At 72.2% G+C, this 16,468-nt stretch carries 13 protein-coding genes; 10 read left to right on the forward strand and 3 right to left on the reverse strand.

The window, feature by feature from the left end:
- Window positions 1–3: 3 nt before the first annotated feature.
- The 6 genes from JYK18_RS28475 to JYK18_RS28500 are packed head-to-tail and all read left to right on the forward strand — an operon-like array spanning window position 4 to window position 8,427.
- Window positions 4–3,495 carry a non-ribosomal peptide synthetase gene (locus tag JYK18_RS28475; protein WP_206806523.1) on the forward strand — a complete coding sequence of 1,164 codons (3,492 nt, stop codon included), beginning with the start codon at window positions 4–6 and terminating at the stop codon, window positions 3,493–3,495.
- On the forward strand, window positions 3,492–4,883 hold the full coding sequence (locus JYK18_RS28480; protein ID WP_206806524.1) for a condensation domain-containing protein: 1,392 nt from the start codon (window positions 3,492–3,494) through the stop codon (window positions 4,881–4,883). Before JYK18_RS28475 ends, JYK18_RS28480 begins: the two co-directional genes overlap by 4 nt.
- Window positions 4,880–6,223, forward strand: coding sequence for an MFS transporter (locus tag JYK18_RS28485; protein WP_206806525.1), 1,344 nt, complete (start codon window positions 4,880–4,882; stop codon window positions 6,221–6,223). Before JYK18_RS28480 ends, JYK18_RS28485 begins: the two co-directional genes overlap by 4 nt.
- Window positions 6,223–6,402 carry an MbtH family NRPS accessory protein gene (locus JYK18_RS28490; protein ID WP_206806526.1) on the forward strand — a complete coding sequence of 60 codons (180 nt, stop codon included), beginning with the start codon at window positions 6,223–6,225 and terminating at the stop codon, window positions 6,400–6,402. The genes JYK18_RS28485 and JYK18_RS28490 overlap by 1 nt, the downstream gene beginning before the upstream one ends.
- A complete protein-coding gene (locus JYK18_RS28495) occupies window positions 6,399–7,550 on the forward strand; it encodes a thioesterase domain-containing protein (RefSeq protein ID WP_206806527.1) in 1,152 nt (383 codons plus the stop codon). The genes JYK18_RS28490 and JYK18_RS28495 overlap by 4 nt, the downstream gene beginning before the upstream one ends.
- A gap of 58 nt (window positions 7,551–7,608) precedes the next feature.
- Window positions 7,609–8,427, forward strand: coding sequence for an AraC family transcriptional regulator (locus JYK18_RS28500; protein WP_206806528.1), 819 nt, complete (start codon window positions 7,609–7,611; stop codon window positions 8,425–8,427).
- On the opposite strand, the gene JYK18_RS28505 is transcribed toward JYK18_RS28500, so the two are convergent.
- Together JYK18_RS28505 and JYK18_RS46970 are read right to left on the reverse strand one after the other, a co-directional pair.
- Complete coding sequence (locus JYK18_RS28505) at window positions 8,405–8,740, reverse strand: CrcB family protein (RefSeq protein WP_206806529.1); 336 nt, start codon at window positions 8,738–8,740, stop codon at window positions 8,405–8,407. The genes JYK18_RS28500 and JYK18_RS28505 overlap by 23 nt on opposite strands.
- Window positions 8,737–9,132, reverse strand: coding sequence for a CrcB family protein (locus JYK18_RS46970; protein ID WP_307796105.1), 396 nt, complete (start codon window positions 9,130–9,132; stop codon window positions 8,737–8,739). The genes JYK18_RS28505 and JYK18_RS46970 overlap by 4 nt, the downstream gene beginning before the upstream one ends.
- A gap of 292 nt (window positions 9,133–9,424) precedes the next feature.
- Between JYK18_RS46970 and JYK18_RS28515 the strand changes: the two genes are divergently transcribed.
- The 4 genes from JYK18_RS28515 to JYK18_RS28530 all read left to right on the forward strand — a co-directional run bounded on the left by JYK18_RS28515 (window position 9,425) and on the right by JYK18_RS28530 (window position 15,265).
- A complete protein-coding gene (locus JYK18_RS28515) occupies window positions 9,425–10,882 on the forward strand; it encodes an aminotransferase class I/II-fold pyridoxal phosphate-dependent enzyme (protein ID WP_307796106.1) in 1,458 nt (485 codons plus the stop codon).
- The gene (locus tag JYK18_RS28520) at window positions 10,879–12,153 is read left to right on the forward strand and encodes a lysine N(6)-hydroxylase/L-ornithine N(5)-oxygenase family protein (RefSeq protein ID WP_206806531.1); all 1,275 of its coding nucleotides are present in this window, start codon (window positions 10,879–10,881) and stop codon (window positions 12,151–12,153) included. Before JYK18_RS28515 ends, JYK18_RS28520 begins: the two co-directional genes overlap by 4 nt.
- Before the next feature lie 89 nt (window positions 12,154–12,242).
- Window positions 12,243–13,982, forward strand: a complete 1,740-nt coding sequence (locus tag JYK18_RS28525) for an IucA/IucC family siderophore biosynthesis protein (protein ID WP_206808177.1) — start codon at window positions 12,243–12,245, stop codon at window positions 13,980–13,982.
- Window positions 13,979–15,265 carry a glutamine synthetase family protein gene (locus JYK18_RS28530; protein ID WP_206806532.1) on the forward strand — a complete coding sequence of 429 codons (1,287 nt, stop codon included), beginning with the start codon at window positions 13,979–13,981 and terminating at the stop codon, window positions 15,263–15,265. The genes JYK18_RS28525 and JYK18_RS28530 overlap by 4 nt, the downstream gene beginning before the upstream one ends.
- Here JYK18_RS28530 and JYK18_RS28535 read toward each other — a convergent pair.
- A complete protein-coding gene (locus tag JYK18_RS28535) occupies window positions 15,225–16,457 on the reverse strand; it encodes a glycosyltransferase 87 family protein (protein ID WP_206806533.1) in 1,233 nt (410 codons plus the stop codon). The two genes, JYK18_RS28530 and JYK18_RS28535, sit on opposite strands and share 41 nt — an antisense overlap.
- Window positions 16,458–16,468 lie beyond the last annotated feature (11 nt).

Below are 16,468 nucleotides of genomic sequence, written 5' to 3' on the forward strand. Positions count from 1 at the left end.
GGTATGCGTCAAGAACAGGCGTGGTTCCTCAGCCAGCTCACCACCGAACCCGCGCTGCACCACCACGCGGTGGCGGTGCGCCTGCACGGTCCGCTCGACGCCGCCGTGCTGGGCCGCGCGGTGGCGGCCGTGGTCGCCGGGCACGAACTCCTGGGCTCGACGTTTTCCTTCCAGGACGGCGAAGTGGTGATCGACGGGGTGAAGGAAGCCGCGGCGTTGCCCGAGTCCGCCGAGGACCTGCGTGACTTCGCCGCGGCCGACCGGGGCGCGCGGCTCGCCCGGATCACCGAACGCGAACTGCACCGGCCGTTCGACCTCGCGGCCGGCCCGCCGATCCGGTTCAACCTGGTGCGGCTCGGCCGGTTCGACCACGAACTGCTGATCGTCGTCCACCGCATCGCCGCCGACCGCCGGTCCGCCGACCTGATCGCCACCGCGATCATGACCGCGTACCACGACCTGGCCGAGGGCCGGAGTCCGAAAACCACCGAACCCGGCCGCACTTTCGCCGACTGCGAGGAGGATTTCCGCACGCGGTACCACGGCGGCGAACTCGCTGACAGCGCCGAGTTCTGGAAGCGCACGGTCACCGACCTGCCCGACGCTCCCGCACTGCCGAACCAGCGCAGCCGCCCGGAAGCGGGCACACGGGTCACCGGCCGCGCCGACTTCGGCGTCCGCAGTTCGATCGCCGCCGGTCTGCGCGAGCTCGCCGCCGCCGAAGACACGTCGGTGACCACCGTGGTCGCGGCCGCGTTCGCGGTGTTGCTGCACCGCCAGCTGCGCACTCCCGAACTCGTGCTCGGCGTGCCGGTCGACAGCCGGGAAGCGGGCGCGGAACAGGCGATCGGCCCGTTCACCGAAGCGCTGGTGCTGCGATTGCGCCTGCCCCATGACCCGACGTGGCGCGAGGCCGTCCAGGCGGTGCGCGACGGGATCCGCGAGGTCGAGGCGCACGGGGAGATCCCGTTCCGGGTGCTGGCCGGCTTCGCCAGACCGGACTGGCACCCGTCGATGCACCCGCTGTTCCAGATCCTGGTCACCGGCGAGCCCGCCGCGCCGCCGCCGCGCACGGTCGCCGGGGTCACCTACGACCTGCGGACCGTCGACCCCGGGCGCTCGCCCTACGACGTCGAGTTGCGGGTGTCCGAATCGGACGTCCTCAGTGGAGCTTTGACCTTCCAGGAGGACCTGTTCGACGGCCAGGACATGGCCGGACTGGCCGAGCAACTGGTCCGCCTGCTGCGGCAGGCCGCCGCCGAACCGGACCGGCACCTGTCGAACTGCGCGTTGCTCGGCGAAGACGAACGCGAGCGCGTGCTGTACGGCTGGAACCGGACCGAGGTGGACTTCCCGCGGCACAGCGCGGTCCACGAGCTCTTCGAGGAATGGGCCGACCGCACCCCCGACGCGCCCGCGCTGCACTGGGAGGGCACCACCTACACCTACGCGGAACTGGACCGCCGCGCGAACCAGCTGGCGCACTACCTGCGCGGGCTCGGTGCCACCGAGGAAACCCGGATCGGGCTCCACTTCGGCTACGCGGCCGAATGGGTCGTCTCGGCGCTGGCCGCGCTGAAGGCGGGGGCCGCCTACGTCCCGCTCGACCCGTCGTACCCGCCGGACCGGCTCGCGATGATGTGCGAAACGGCGGGCGTGGAAATCCTGCTCACCCACGCCGGAGCCGGGGAATCCCCGGAAACGGCGGGGATGCGGCACGTGCTCGTCGACGAGGAACAGGCGATCGACGCCGAACCGGACACGCGGCCGGGCATCGGCGCGGGACCGCATCAGCTCGCGTACGTCATGTTCACCTCCGGTTCCACCGGCCGCCCCAAGGGCATCGCGGTGACCCACCGCAACATCGTCCGGACCGTGCGCGGCATCACCTACACGCGGTTCGCGCCGGGGGACAGCGTCGCGCAGGGGTCGAACATCTCCTTCGACGCCACCACGCTGGAAACCTGGGGCGCCCTGCTCAACGGCGCGCGGCTGGTCGGGCTGCGCAAGGCCGACCTGCTCGAACCGCAGCGGCTGGAGCGCCAGCTGGTCGAGCACCGGATCGACATGATGTTCCTGCCCGCCGCGCTGATGAAGCAGCTGGTGGCCGAGGCCCCGCACACCTTCGCCTCGCTGCGGTACTTCCAGTCCGGCGGCGAGCAGGCGGACTTCCACACGCACCAGCGGATCATCGCGCACGGCCCGCCGGAGAACCTGATCAACCCGTACGGTCCGACCGAGACAACGGTGAACGCCACGGCGTACCGCACGAACGGGCTCACCGACGCCGAACGGCACGTGCCGATCGGCTTCCCGCTGGCCAACACCACCTGCTACATCCTCGACCAGTACTGGCAGCCGGTGCCCGCGGGTGTGGTCGGCGAGCTCTTCGTCGGCGGTGACGGGGTTTCCCGCGGTTACCTCGGGCAACCCGGGCTGACCGCGGAGAAGTTCGTGCCCGACCCGTACGGCGAGGTGCCCGGCGCGCGGCTCTACCGGACCGGCGACCTGGCCAGGTACCGCGCGGACGGCGCGATCGAGTTCCTCGGCCGGGCCGACCGGCAGGTGAAGATCCGCGGGTTCCGGGTGGAACCGGGGGAGGTCGAGGCCGCGGTGCTCCGCTCGGGACAGGTGCGCGAGGTGTCCGTGCAGGTCGGCGTGGACGCCGGGGGAGACCAGGTGCTGGTCGCCTACTTCGTGCCCGCGGTGCCCGGCGCGGATCCGGCCGCGTTGCGCGAGTTCACCCGCGAGCAGGTGCCGACCTACATGGTGCCCGGGGTTTTTGTGCCGCTGCCCGCGTTGCCGTTGAACGCCAACGGGAAGCTGGACACCGGGGCGCTGCGGGAGTTCCTGCCCTCGGCCGTGCCCGCCGAGCTGGTCGAACCGCGCACGGCCACCGAAGGCAGGCTCGACGTCCTGCTGACCACGGCCCTGCAGGTGCCCGCGATCAGCGTGCACGACAACTTCTTCCGGCTGGGCGGGGATTCGGCCAAGGCGGTGGCGCTGGTGCTGCGGGCGCGCACGGTGTTCGGCATGGACCTCCCGCTGTCCTCGTTCTTCGGCAATCCCACCGTGGCCGGGTTCGCCGCCGAGATCGACCGGCTCCGGACCGGCGGGGTGGTGGTGCCCGAACCCGAGCCGGTGCCGGTACCCGTGCCGGTCGAGCCGGTGCGGCGGCCGTCACCACCGCCGGTCCGGGTGGAGTCCGGTGGCTCGACCTCGGCGCGGCTGGTGGAGATCTGGCGCGAGGTGCTCGACCTGCCGGACCTCGGGCCGGAGGACGACTTCTTCGCCAACGGCGGGCATTCGCTGAAGGTCACCAGGGTGGCGTCGCGGGTGAAGGCCGAGTTCGGCGTGAACGTGCCGTTGCGCCTGCTGTTCGCGAATCCGACGGTGATCGCGTTCGCCCGTGCGGTGGACGAACTGCTGCAGCCGGGTTCCGGCGCCCGTGGGCTGGACGCCCTGCTCGACGAGGTGGAACGGCTCCCGCGATGAGCGACGTCGTCAGCGTTGTCGACCGGTTGGACAACCTCCCGGTGCACCGTCGCCGGGCCGCGCTGGAGGTGATGCGCGAGCGCGGCGCCGAGTTCGGTGTCCACCCGCTGACCTCGGCGCAGCGGCGGCTCTGGTTCCTCTGCACGCTCGACGGCGACCTCCCGATCTACAACGTGCCGTACGCGTTCCGGTTGCGCGGCCCGGTGGATCCCGGCGCGATGAAGGCCGCCGTCGAGGCGGTGATCGCCCGGCACGAGATGCTGCGCGCGGTGTTCTTCGACATCGACGGCGAACCGTTCTACGCCGTGCATCCGTCGATCGCCACGCCGTGGACCATGCGGGGCCTGCCCGCCGATTTGGCCGCACTGCTCGACGAAGAGGCGCGACGCCCGTTCGACCTCCGCCGCGGCCCGCTGCTGCGGACCGGGTTGTGCACCAACGGCACGGACGAGCACGTTCTCCTGCTGACCCTGCACCACCTGGTCTGCGACGGCTGGAGCCTGGCGATCATGTTGCGGGAGCTGGGAAACGGCTACCTCGCGATCCGTGACGGCCGGATACCGGACCTCGGCCCGCCGCCCGCGGGCTTCGCCGAAGCTGTGCGAAGACAGGAGATCGCCGAGCTGAACGGCCGCGCCGAGCACCTCGCCTACTGGACCGACCGGCTCGCCGGTGCACCCGAACTACTGCCGTTGCCGACCGACTTTTCCCGTCCCGAGGTGGAAAACCACCGCGGCGCCCAGGAGATCTTCTTCTGGCCGCTCGAACTCCGCCGGGCGGTCGAGGAGTTCTCCGCGCACCACCGGGCAACGGTGTTCATGACCGCGCTCACCGCGTTCGAAGTGCTGCTGCACCGGCTCACCCGCAGCGAGGACCTGGTCGTCGGCGTCCCGGTGTCCGGCCGGACCAGCCTGGAAACCGAGGACCTGGTGGGGTTCTTCGTCAACACCGTCGCGGTGCGCGTCCGTCCGGCGGCCCGGATGGCCTTCGCGGAGTTGCTGGACGAAGTGCGCGAGGCGGTGCTGGCCGCGCAGGCCCACCAGGAAACCCCGTTCGAGGTGCTGGTCGAAGCGCTGGGCACGCGGCGGAACCTGGACCACCACCCGCTGGTCCAGGTGTGCTTCGTGGTGCTGGAGACGGAGAACGAACTGCTGCGGCTGCCCGGCGTGCGCACCGAACTGGTCCAGGGGCACACCGGCACCAGCAAGTTCGACCTCACCCTGTCGCTGATCGCGGTCCCGGCGGGGCTGCGCGGGGTGGTCGAGTACGACAGCGACCTGTTCCGCCGCGAAACCGTCCGGCGGCTGATCGACGACCTGCGCGCGATCCTCACCGACGCCGTCGCCGATCCGGCGCGGGAAATCGCGGTACTGGGGGCGTCGCGGTGAAGCAGCTGACCGGCCTCAAGGGCTTCTCCGTGTTGTGGGCCGGGCAGATCCTGTCCGCGGTCGGCACCCGGATGACCAACTTCGTGCTGGGCATCTGGGTCTGGCAGGAAACCGGGCAGGCCTCCGCGCTGGCCCTGCTGACCTTCTGCGCGTTCGGCGCCACCGTGTTGTGCAGCCCGCTGGCCGGTTACCTGATCGACCGGCTGAGCCGGCGGGTGACCATCATGCTCAGCGACCTCGGTTCGGCGCTGGCCACCGGGATCATGGTGCTGCTGTTCCTCACCGGCGACGTCCAGCTGTGGCAGCTGGTCCTGACCAACACGCTGACCGGCGGCTTCCTGGCCTTCATGTTCCCGGCCTACGCCGCGACGGTGGCCGAGCTGATGCCCAAGGAGCACTACCCGAAGGCCAACGGCATGCTCTCGCTGGTGCGGTCGGTGCCGGGGATCGCCGCGCCGGCACTGGCCGGGGTGCTGCTCGGGGTGGTCTCGCTGAGCACGCTGCTGCTGGTCGACGTGTGCTCGTACCTGATCGCGATCGGCACGGTTTTCCTGGTACGGCTGAAAAAGCGCGCGCCCACCGGGGAACGGGCCGAATCGCGGTGGCGGGACTGGACCGCCGGGTACCGCTACATCGCGCACCGGCGCGGGCTGGTCGGCCTGCTCGCGCTGACCGTGGTGATCGGGTTCACCTCGGCGATGGGCTTCATCGTGCTGATCCCGATGATCCTGGCGCGCACCGGCGACAACGAGGCGCAACTCGGCCTGGTCCAGTCGATCGGCGCGGTCGGCGGGGTGCTCGGCGCGCTCGCGCTGACCCGCCTGCGGTCGCCGTCGCGCAAGATGCCCGCGGTGTTCGCCGCGGTACTGGTGTTCAGCCTGCTCGGCCAGGTCGGCATCGGGCTCGGGAACACGGTCGCGCTGTGGGCGGTGGCCTGGTTCTTCGCCTGGCTGGCGGTGCCGTTCGTGGAGGGCTACAGCCAGTCGATCTGGCAGCAGAAGGTGCCGCACGCGGTGCAGGGCCGGGTCTTCGCCGCCACGCAGTTGTTCGAGAACCTGGCGCTGCCGATCGGCTTCGCCCTCTCCGGTCCGCTGGTGGACCACGTCTTCGCGCCGCGGATGGCGCCGGGTGGCGGGCTGGCCGAGGTGTTCGGCCCGCTGGTCGGCACCGGCCAGGGCGGCGCGATGGGGCTGGTGTTCCTGCTCGCCGGCACGATCGGCGCGATCACCGCGGTGGTGGCGGCGTGTACCCCGAGCGTGCGGAACCTCGAAGCCCGGTTGCCCGATCACGACGAACCGCCGGTGGCCGCGAGCGCGACCGGCCGGAGCGGGGAGGACTGATGGATCGCCCGGTGGCGAAAGTGGTGGTCAACGACGAGGGGCAGCACGCGCTGTGGCCCGCGTTCCGGGAGAACGCGCCGGGCTGGCGCGACGAGGGCTTCCGCGGGAGCGAGTCGGCCTGCCTGGCCCACATCGCCGAGGTGTGGCCGGACATCCGGCCGTTGAGCGAGCGGAGATGAGCGCCGTGCACCGGGTCCCGCTCCTGGCGACCGCCGACCTCACCCGGCTCGACCACGCCTGGCGCCAGGTGGTGGTCCGGAACTCGCTGTGCGCCGGTCCGCCGCCGGCGCTCGGGCGGGTGCGGTGGGCCGAGGCGGACGACGCGCTGCACGAAAGCCTGGCGGGCGAACTGGCGACCGCGCCGGTCGACGGGGTCCGGGCGGTGGCGCTGCGCACGGGTGAGCGCGCGGAACTGAACCTGTGCGCCGATCCCGCGGTGCTCGACGGCGCCGGTCTCGACCGGCTGGCGGCGAGCGTGCTGGAGGTCTTCCGGCGACCGGGACCGGTGGCGGCGATCCCGGCACAACGGGAGAACCGGGCGCCGGTGCCCGCGGCGAACCCCTCCGCCGCACCGCCGGAACTGGTGGTGCTGCGGGACGCGGGCCGTCCGCACGCGCACTTCTACTACCCGGGTTCCGGGGTCGGCGCGGCGTACCGCGACCTGGTCGCGGCGCTGCCCGCGCACTGGACCGTGACCGCCTGCGACGACGTGGCGTCCGCGAACACGGTCGAGGGGATGAGCGAGGGCTACCTGTCCGTGCTCGGCGGGCGGTTCGCCCGGCCCGACCTGCTCGGCGGCTGGTCGATGGGCGGGCTGGTCGGCCTGGACGCGCTCCGGCGGCTGCCGTCCCGGGGCGCGCCCGCGTTGCTGCTGCTGGACAGCCCGCCGCCCACCGTGCCGGGCACGGAGTCCGGTCAGGGCGAGGACGTCGGCGCGTTCGCCGAGTTCCTCTGGGAATCGTTCGGCCTGCGGCAGTTCCGGCCCGCCGAGCTCTCGGCCGGTGACGACACGCTCGGGCTCGGCTTGCTCGCGCACGGGCTGGCCAAGGCCGGTGAGGAGGTCCCGCTCGGCTGGCTGAGCGCGTGGCTGGCGGAGTACCGGCGGCAGTTGCGGCTGCTGGCCGGTTACGTCCGGCGGGATCTGGTCGACGCGCGCGCGGTGCTGTTCCTCGGGGAACTCCTTGAGGCGCAAGTGGTGCGGTGGCGTGGGCTGATCGGGTCGGACCTGGTGGTCGAACGGCTCGGCGGCGGGCACTTCGACCTGCTCCGCCCGCCGCTGGTGACCGAGGTCGGCCAAACACTGGCCAAGACCTGGGAAGCGTGGTGACCGGGACGGCTAGACTGAGGTGGCTGTGATCGCGGTCACTCGACGAAATGAGGGGGACATGCGCAGCACCACTCGGCTGGCCGGTGGGCCCGGCTTCGCCATCGACGACATCCGCGTCCGGATGGACGCCCCGTGCTGGACCCGGCCGGAAGCCACCCCGGCCTACCGCCTGGTCTTCGTGCGCCACGGGGTGTACCGGCTGCGGCTGCGGCGCTGGGAACTGCTGGCCGATCCGGCCACGGTGTACGCCGCGCACGCCGGGGACGAGCAGTCGATAGCCCATCGCGCCGGGGCGCAGGACACGGCCACGGCGATCACGCTTTCCCCGGAACTGCTGGCGGATTTCGTCGGGGACGGGAAGCCGGCCCCGGCCGGCCCGCAGTTCACCGACGGCCGGATCGATCTCGCGCACCGGGTGCTGCTCGCGCGGGCCCGCCGCGGTGCCGACGACTTCGAACTGGCCGATCGCGTGCTGCACCTGGCCGGGGAAGTGCTGGCGCCCCAGCGGGATTCCGCGCGCCCGGCCGCCGCGCGCGGGAGCGGGGCGGGCAGGCGGATGGCCGAGTCGGTCAGGGAAATCCTGGTGCACGACCCGGTTTCGCTGTCGCTGGACGGACTCGCCGCCAAGGTCAACGTCTCCCCGGCGTACCTGTCACGGGTGTTCTCCAGGGAGACCGGGCTGACGCTGACGCGGTTCCGCAACCGGTTGCGGGTGCGCCGGGTGCTCGACCGGATCGAGGAGGGCGAGACCAGCCTGTCCTCGCTGGCGGTGGAACTCGGGTTCGCCGACCACGCCCACCTGAGCCGGACCGTGCGCGAGGAGATCGGCTGCTCGCCGTCGGCGGTGCGGGTCGCTATGGGAACAGCTGCCAGGTGAGCGCGGCGCTGCCGAACCCGGCGGCGAGCGTGGCGCTCACGTAACCCAGCGCCCGGGCGGTTTCGCCCCGGTTGAGCAGTTCGACGGTCTCGTAGCCGAAGGTGGAGTACGTGGTCAGCGCACCGCAGAGGCCGACGCCGAGCAGTGCCTGCACCGCGCCGGTGGTGCCGGTGAGCAAGCCGAGCAGTGCCGAGCCGGTGACGTTGACCCAGAAGGTCGGCCACGGGAACCCGGGCGATTTCCCCAGCCGGTGCACGAGGTACCGCAGCACCGCACCGACCGCGCCCCCGGTCGCGACGAGCAGCACGGTCATTTTTCGCCCGATCGGGTGGCCAGCCGCGGCGCCGGTGCGAGCCGGATCCCCGCCGCGACGGCCAGCAGGCAGGCGGCCAGTGTGCCGAAGGTGTACCCGAACGCGGTGAGCAGGTGTCCGTTTTGCCCGGCCCGCAGGGCATCGAGCACGGCGGTCGAATACGTGGTGTAGCCGCCGAGCACACCGACCCCGAGGAACGGCCGCCACAACGGGTGCGCGGTGACCGTGTAGAGCACCCCGATCAGCAGGCAGCCGGTCACGTTGACGAGCATTGTGGACACCGCGAATCCGCCCGGCGGGTGCGGAAACACCCCCGACAGCCCGAAACGGGCGACGCTGCCGAGCGCACCGCCGAGCGCCACCGCGCCCAGAGTGGTGAATAACCGATTCACCACGGTGAAGCTGTCCTCGCGAGAAGCCGCCTGAGAACCCGCTGCGGTGCGGGTGGACGGCCCACAGCAAGCGGCTCCGCCGCTTCGAGCAAGACCACGTGGCTGTCCGGACCGGAAGACCGGCTGCTCACCACCCGCATCGGCAAGATCGTCACCTCCGCGGGCGAATCTACCTCGTGGGGCGGGAGGTAGACCGGATGGCGGAACCGTTGCGCGCCCGGCCACCCACATGATGAGGCGGGCAACGGCGGTCCGTACCCTTGATCAGGGTAGGCATACCTAAGGAGGACGGGTGGCGAACTCGCGCGGGGAACCGGGGCCGGCACTGGCCGGCGGGGCGGCCGGGCACGAGCGGCTGGCCGAGCTGATTCCCTTCGCGTTGCGGGGTTTCGCCCGGGGCGCCGCCGAGCGCGGCGGGCCCGCGCCGGAGGGCGGACCGGCCGCGGTGGCGGCGGAACTGGCGTCCGCGTTGCCGGGTGGGACGCTGCTCGCCGACGGCGTCGGCGCGGAACGCGCGCTCACCGAACTGGGCGCGCTGCTCGCCGCCGGCTCGGTCGATCCCGCGGATCCTTGGTGCGCCGCGCATCTGCACTGCCCGCCGCTGGCCGTGTCGGTGGCCGCGGACGTGGTGGCCGCCGCGCTCAACCCGTCGATGGATTCCTGGGACCAGGCGCCGATGGCCAGTGAGCTGGAACGCGAGTTCACCGCCGCGCTGGCCCGGGTGTGCTTCCCCGTAGACACCACTGCCGCCGCTCCCGACGCCGTGGTGACCAGTGGCGGCACCGAATCGAACCTGCTCGGCCTCCTGCTCGCCCGCGAACACGCGCCGGGCAACCGCGTGGTCCCGGTCTGCGGGGCCAACGCGCACCACAGCGTGGCGCGCGCGGCGTGGGTGCTGGGCCTGCCCGCCCCGGTGGTGGTCGCCTGCGACGGTGACCGCCTCCGCCCCGACGCGCTCGCCGACGCGCTCGGCGCGCTCACCGAACCGGCCGTGGTGGTGGCGACCGCGGGCACCACGAACACCGGGGAGATCGACCCGCTGGCCGAGATCGCCGCGGTGTGCCGGGCCGCGGGCGCGCACCTGCACGTGGACGCCGCGTACGGCGGCATGGCCCTGTTCAGCCCGGCGCACGCGGGACTGCTGACCGGGCTCGCCGAGGCCGACTCGGTCGCACTGGACATGCACAAGTTCGGCTGGCAACCGGTCGCCGCCGGCGTGCTGGCCTGCCGCGACGCCGACCGGCTGACCGCGCTGAACGTGCGCGCGGAGTACCTCAACGCCGACGACGACACCGAAGCCGGGCTGCCCGACCTGCTCGGCCGGTCGATCCGGACCTCCCGGCGGCCGGACGCCTTCCGCATGGCGGTCACCTTCTACGCACTGGGGCACCGGGAGATCGGCAGGCTGGTCGCGCGCTGCTGCGAGACCGCCACCGAGGTCGCCGAGGACATCGCCGCCGATCCCGGGCTGCGCCTGTGGGCCGCGCCGTCACTGTCCACTGTGCTCTTCCGGCCGCGTGGATCGGACGAGGTGGTGGCCGGGGTCCGCCGGACCCTGCTGGAGGCCGGGACCGCGGTGCTCGGCCGGGCCACCATGCCCACCGGGCCCGGCGGGGCCGACCAGGTGTGGCTCAAGCTGACCCTGCTCAACCCGGAGGCCACCGCGGCGGACTACCGGCCGTTGCTGGCGCTGGCCGGGAAAACGGCCGCGGCGATGGCCGCCGCCGGAGAGGAGCGGGTTCTTTCGTGAACCGCCCGGTGGACCTGGCCGGGGTCGGCATCGGCCCGTTCAACCTGTCCTTGGCCGCGCTGGCCGCCGGGGTGCCGGGACTCGACGCGGTGTTCTTCGAGCGGCGGCCCGTTTTCCACTGGCACCCCGGCCTGCTCATCGAGGGCACCACCCTGCAGGTGCCGTTCCTCGCCGACCTCGTCTCGCTCGCCGACCCGACCAGCGAACTGTCCTTTCTGAACTACCTGCGCGCGAAGGACCGGCTCTTCCCGTTCTACTTCGCCGAGCGCTTCCACATCCCGCGCGCGGAGTACGACGACTACTGCCGCTGGGTGAGCGAACGGCTGCCGTCGTGCCGGTTCGGGCGTACGGTGACCGACGTGCGCTGGAACACCGAGGAGAACGCGTTCACGCTGTCCTTCGAGGAAGGCGATCCGGTGGCCGCGCGCAACGTGGTGCTCGGTGTGGGCACCTCCCCGCGCGTGCCGGAGCCGTTGCGGGAGCTCGTCGACGATCCCGGGGTGCTCGCCGTCCATTCGGCGGATTACCTCCAGGCGCGGGAAGAACTGCTCATCGCGCCGTCGGTGACCGTGCTCGGGTCGGGGCAGTCCGGCGCCGAGGTGTTCCTGGACCTGCTGCGGGCCCGGCCGCACGGCCTGCGCTGGCTGAGCCGGACCCGTTCGTTCGCGCCGATGGAATATTCGAAGCTGGGCCTGGAGCAGTTCACCCCGGACTACACCGACTACTTCCACGGCCTCGCCGAACCGGTGCGCGATCGCCTGGTCCCGTCGCAATGGCAGCTGTACAAGGGCATCGACGCGGAAACGATCGCCGCCATCCACGACGAGCTGTACGAACTGGGCATCGGCGGGCGCTGGCCGGACGTGACGCTCACGCCCGGCGTGGAGGTGACCGGCGCCGGGCTCGCCGACGGCGGCATCGAGCTGCGCCTGCGGCACCCCGAGCAGGGCACCACCGCGACCGTCCACACCGGAGCGGTGGTCGCCGCGACGGGGTACACCGAGACGCTGAGCCCGTTCACCGGCGACTGCGTGCGCGACGGCAGCGGGCGCCCGGCGATCGGCCGCGACTACCGGCTGGCGCTGCCGCCCGAGGTGACCGGTTCGATCTTCGTGCAGAACGCCGAGCGCCACACCCACGGCGTCGGCGCCCCCGACCTCGGCCTGGCGGCCTGGCGATCGGCGAGCATCCTCAACGCGCTCGGCGGGCGTACGGTCTACAGGTTGCCGGAACGCACCGCGTTCACCAAGTTCGGACTGGAGGGCTCGTGACCGAGACAGCGCAGGTTTCCCTGGCCACCGACGACCCCGCGGACGCCGCCGCGGCGTGGCGGGCGGCCGGTGCGCTCATCGTGCACAAGATGCTGGGGGAGCTGTCCTACGAGGGCCTGCTGCGGCCGGAACCCGCCGATCCGGCGGACCCGGGCACGGACCACCGCGGCTGGGTGCTCACCCTGCCGGACGCGCGCTACGAGTTCCGCGCGCGCCGGGGCGCGTTCGACGCGTGGACCGTGCAGGCGGGCAGCGCGAGGCGTTTCGCCGACGGTGCCAGCGCGCCCGCCGACGACCCGCGCACGCTGGTGGTGGACGCGAGGGCCGCGCTCGGGCTGAGCGGGCTGCGCCTGGCCGATGTGCTCGCCGAGCTGACCGCCACGGTGGCCAACGAAGCCGCCCGCATCGCCGGCGCGCCGAGCGCCGCCGTGTTGTCCACTATGGACTACAACCTGGCGGACGGGCACCTGACCGGGCACCCGAGGCTGGTGCTGAACAAGGGCCGCGTCGGCTTCTCCGCCGCCGACCGCGAGCGGTACTCGCCGGAATCCGGCGCCGACGTGGTGCTGCGGTGGTTCGCCGTGCACCGCGACCACGCCCAGTTCCGCTGCATCGACGAACTCAGCGAGGAACGCCTGCTCGCCGAGGAACTGGACCACGACCTGCGTGCCGATTTCACCGCGCAGCTGGCCGAGTACGGCGATCCGGCGGACTACCTGCTGGTGCCGGTGCACCCGTGGCAGGCCGACGAGATCATCGGCACGCTCTACGCCGCCGAGCTGAGCACCGGCGTGCTGATCGACCTCGGCCAGGGCCACGACCACTACCGTCCACACCAGACGGTCCGGACGCTGGCGAACGTGGGCAGGCCGGAGCGCCGCGACGTGAAGACGGCCGTTTCGGTGCGCAACACGCTGGTCTACCGCGGTCTCAACTCGGCGGCCACGCTGGCCGGACCGGCGATCACCGCGTGGCTGAAGCAGGTCAGCGACGCCGACCCGCTGCTCACCGAGCAGTACCGCTTCGAACTGCTGGGTGAGGTGGCCAGCGTGTCGGTGAGCCACCCGCTCTTCGGCGCGCTGGACGAACTCCCGTACCGGTTCCACGAAACGCTCGGCGCGCTCTGGCGCGAACCGCTGCGCGAACGCGTCGCCGACGGCGAGCACGCGCTGTCCTTCGCCGCGCTGCCCTATCGCGGACCGGAGGGGCCTTCGGTGCTCACCACGCTGATCCAGCGGTCGGGGCAGAGCCCGGAAGACTGGTGCGCCAAGGTGTTCGACCTGCTCCTGACGCCGCTGCTGCAGTGGCTGCTCCGCTACGGCGTGGGGTTCTGCCCGCACGGCCAGAACCTGGTCCTGATCGTGGACGAGGACGGCAGGCCGTTGCGCGTGGCGATCAAGGACTTCGCGCAGGGCGTGGACCTGCTCGACGAGGACGTGGATGTGTACGCCCAGCTGGCGCCGGAGGCGGCCGAGGAGATGTTGCGCTGGCCCGCGCACCTGCTCGCGCAGTCGCTGTTCAGCTCGGTGTTCTCCGGCCAGTTCCGGTTCTGGGCCGAGCTGCTGCTGGACGAGCTTTCGCTGCCACGTGCCCGGTTCTGGGAGCTGGTGCGCGAGGTGGTCACGCGGTTCCGCGAAGCCAATCCCGAGCTGGCGGCGCGCTTCGACGCGTGCTCGCTGTTCGCGCCCGACGTCGAGCGGGTGACGCTGAACCGCGAGCACCTCGCGGGCGGTGGGTTCGACAAGGTCGAGCGCGACGACGAGTTCGACGTGCGCTGGGGCCGGGCGCCGAACCCGTTGCACAGCCCCGATCCGGCGGGCGCCTGGTGACCGGTTCACCGCGTCCGGTCGGGCCGCGCAGCCTGGCGCAACGGCGGGAAGCCGCGCGGGTGCCGGACGGCCTGGCCGACGTGGGCCGGGTGCTGCTGCTGGTGCCCGACCCGCACGCCCGGTTCGCCGGGGTCGAGCTGGACGGCCGGTTCTTCGCCGACGGGGTGGTCACCGGCGGGTACGGCGTGTGCTCGTACGTGTTCGTCTGGGACGTGCACCGGGACGTACCGGCCACTCTGGATGAATCGCTGCGCCGCTACGCCGACCGGTTCGGCGATCTGCGGATGCGGCCGGACTTCGCCACGCTCACCCCGGTACCGGACGCGCTGGCGGTGGTCTGCGACGTCGAATGGCCGGACGGTTCGGCCGTCGACATCGCGCCCCGCACGGTGCTCACCCGGCAGCTGGCGGCACTGGAGGAGCGCGGTCTGGTGCCGTCGATCGGCATCGAGCACGAGGTGACCTTCCGCGGTCCCGACGGCGAACCGCTGACCACGCAACCGGTGGACTACGCGCTCGGCGGCACCGAACGCCTCCGCCCGGTGCTCCGGACCGCGGCCGCACTGCTCGACCGCGCGGGCCTCGGCGTCGAGTCCGCGCGGGCCGAGTGCCACCCGGGCCAGTACGAGATCGTGCTGCGCCACCGGGACGCGCTGGCCGCCTGCGACGACGCGCTCCTGCAGCAGTTCCTGGTCCGCCACGCCGCCGCCGGGCACGGTGTCACCGCCGGGTACCTCGCCGCCGAGCAGACCGGCCGCGGCAGTTCCGGGCACGTCCACCTTTCGCTGTCCACTATGGATGGTCAGCCGGTGGAGCGGCGGCGGCTGAACAGTTTCCTCGCCGGTGTGCTGCGGGAGGCCAGGGCGCTGACGCCGATCTGGGCGCCCACCTGGAACAGCTACGTCCGCCTGCGCACCGGGCCGTTCTCACCGCGCGTGCTGCGCTGGGGCACCGACGACCGGACGGCGTCCGTGCGGGTGGCCGGTGGTGACGAGCCACGCCTGGAGTTCCGGTTCGCCGGTGCCGACGCCCAGCCGCACCTGGTGGTCGCGGCCCTGCTGGCGGCGGGCATGACCGGCCTCGACGAGGACCTGGAACCACCGCCGGAAGGGGAGTCGTGCGGTGAGCTGGCGGGCAGCCCGTGGGAGGCGCTGGCGGGGATCTCCGGTCTGCTCGGCCCGGAGGTGACCGCGCAGCAGACCTCGTTGCTGCGCGCGGAGATCGACGCAGGGCTGGAGTCGGTCAGCGATTGGCAGCGTGATCGGGCTCGTTCGCGCTCCTGAGCCGGGCGAGCGCGGGCAGCGCCAGGCAGAGCAGGAAAACCAGCGCCAGCAACAGGTAGATGTTCCCGGCGAACTGCTCGCCGGTGGTCCACAGCAGTTCCTTGTCGTTGTAACCCGGCAGTTCGTGGAACGGCGCGAGGGTGAAGGCGATCGTGGTGGCCAGCGCGGCGGTGAACCAGCCGACCGCGGTCAGCGAGCTCTCGGTGACCCGGCGGACCACGTAGGCCAGCATCACCACCAGCGCGGGCACCACCCAGACCCAGTGGTGCGACCACGAGGTCGGTGAGATGACCAGTGCCAGCGCGGCGTTCGCCATCAGCGCCGGGGCCGGGTCGGAGCGGCGCATCGCCACGACCGTCACGCCGAGCACGACCAGCCCGAGCACGATCCACCACACCGTCACGTCGGTGGGGGAGAGGCCGAACCGGGCCAGCGCCGCCTCGATCGCCTGGTTGGTGCGGAACGGTGAACCGCTGACCTCGGCGAGCCCGTCGGAACCCCCGGTCCAGAACTTCACCGAACCGGCGAAGTCGACGACGAACCCGGCCGCGGTGGCCGCCACGCCGGTGATCGCGGCCACGAGCGCCGACCGGTAATCCTTGCGCAGCAGGAAGAACAACACGAACGCGGCGGGTGTGAGCTTGACCGCGGCGGCGAGGCCGACGCCGATGCCGCGGGGCCACCAGGTCTTCGGCGCCAGGCAGTCGACCGCGACCAGGCCCATCAGCAGCAGGTTGACCTGGCCGAAGGAGAAGGTGTCGCTGACCGGTTCGAGGAACACCGACAGCGGGGTGGCCGCGGCGGTGATCATGATCGCGCCCCGCGGGCCGCCCGCGGGCCACACGTGCCTGCCGACCACGTAGACGGTGGCCGCGATGGCGGCGAAGTTGGCCAGTACCAGCAAGGTGTTCGCGGTGAACCAGGGCAGCGCGGCGAACGGCAGCAGCGCGATCAGCGCGAACGGCGGGTAGATGAACGGCAGCGGGTTGCCGATCTGGGTTTCCGGCATCACGCCGTAGAGGTCGCCGTCGGCCAGCCAAGCGTGGTAGCCGTTGCGGTAGACCTCCAGATCGATCTGCCACGCGCCGGCGTCCTCGACCAGCGGCCACAAGGTGAACCAGGCACCGGCGACACCGAGCGCGAGCACCACCCAGAAAAACCTCAGCGCGACCGGCTTTTCGTTCGTCAACATGCCCCCTTGGC

Source organism: Amycolatopsis sp. 195334CR (assembly GCF_017309385.1).
GTDB lineage: Bacteria > Actinomycetota > Actinomycetes > Mycobacteriales > Pseudonocardiaceae > Amycolatopsis.

What these genes read in the sequence shown, in the direction of transcription:
- JYK18_RS28475 (WP_206806523.1), top strand. Translation starts at nt 4, where the DNA reads ATGCGTCAAGAACAGGCGTGGTTCCTCAGCCAGCTCACCACCGAACCC.
- JYK18_RS28480 (WP_206806524.1), top strand. Translation starts at nt 3,492, where the DNA reads ATGAGCGACGTCGTCAGCGTTGTCGACCGGTTGGACAACCTCCCGGTG.
- JYK18_RS28490 (WP_206806526.1), top strand. Translation starts at nt 6,223, where the DNA reads ATGGATCGCCCGGTGGCGAAAGTGGTGGTCAACGACGAGGGGCAGCAC.
- JYK18_RS28495 (WP_206806527.1), top strand. Translation starts at nt 6,399, where the DNA reads ATGAGCGCCGTGCACCGGGTCCCGCTCCTGGCGACCGCCGACCTCACC.
- JYK18_RS28500 (WP_206806528.1), top strand. Translation starts at nt 7,609, where the DNA reads ATGCGCAGCACCACTCGGCTGGCCGGTGGGCCCGGCTTCGCCATCGAC.
- JYK18_RS28505 (WP_206806529.1), bottom strand. Translation starts at nt 8,740, where the DNA reads ATGACCGTGCTGCTCGTCGCGACCGGGGGCGCGGTCGGTGCGGTGCTG.
- JYK18_RS28525 (WP_206808177.1), top strand. Translation starts at nt 12,243, where the DNA reads ATGCTGGGGGAGCTGTCCTACGAGGGCCTGCTGCGGCCGGAACCCGCC.
- JYK18_RS28535 (WP_206806533.1), bottom strand. Translation starts at nt 16,457, where the DNA reads ATGTTGACGAACGAAAAGCCGGTCGCGCTGAGGTTTTTCTGGGTGGTG.